Raw genomic sequence first — 841 nt, 5'->3', positions numbered from 1 at the left:
CTAGGAAGTGTGGACAGTTATCTGATCCATAGGACGATTGCTGCGATAGTGACGACCGCGAGGTAGTTTTCGGCGGTTTTCTCGAAGCGTGTAGCGACCCTTCGGAACTGCTTGAGTCTCGAGAAGCAGCATTCGATCAGGTGGCGCTGGGCATAGAGGTGCTTGTCCAGCGGGTATTTTTGCGCGCGGGAAGGATTGTTGGGGATCACCGCCACAGCGCCTTTATCAGCGATGGCATGGMGCAGGCGATCGCTGTCATAAGCGGTGTCGGCCATGACGACGTCGGCGGGTAGGCCCTCGATCAGGGCATCGGCTTGCGGCGCATCGCCCTTCTGGCCTGCGGTCAGTGTGAAGCGGACCGGGCAGCCGAGACCACGAACAGCCATGTGAATCTTGGTGCTCAGGCCGCCGCGAGAACGGCCAAGGGCTTGATCTTCAGCCCCTTTTTTGCGCCGGCAGCGTGCTGATGGGCGCGGAYGATGGTGGAATCGACGATCAGGTATTCGAAGTCCGGATCGTCCGACATCGAGGCGAACATGCGCCACCAGATACCCTTCCGGCTCCAGCGGCTGAAACGGCGGAAGACGCTGTTCCACTCGCCAAACACTTCCGGCAGATCACGCCAGGGCGAACCGGTACGCACGATCCAAAGCACCGCTTCGACGAACATACGATTGTCGCGGCCCGACGAACCCCGCGTGCGCTCGTCACCAATGATGTGATGCGATAGCCGCTCCCACTGCTCGTCCCGAAGGATCAGACGATCCAAAACACCCATGACTGCCTCCAAAAGACAGTCTTGAATCTGATTTGCTCAGCCTTGGAAACCCCAAGAGTCCAC

The 841-nt window shown here is 59.4% G+C and carries 1 pseudogene; it reads right to left on the bottom strand.

Annotated elements, in window-relative coordinates:
- Positions 1-17: 17 nt before the first annotated feature.
- Positions 18-778: pseudogene (locus tag QDY28_RS30905) on the bottom strand (IS5 family transposase).
- Positions 779-841: the final 63 nt, after the last annotated feature.

The organism is Rhizobium sp. BR 362, from assembly GCF_036528765.1.
GTDB lineage: Bacteria > Pseudomonadota > Alphaproteobacteria > Rhizobiales > Rhizobiaceae > Rhizobium.
This window is presented reverse-complemented; position numbering and strand designations above follow the sequence as displayed.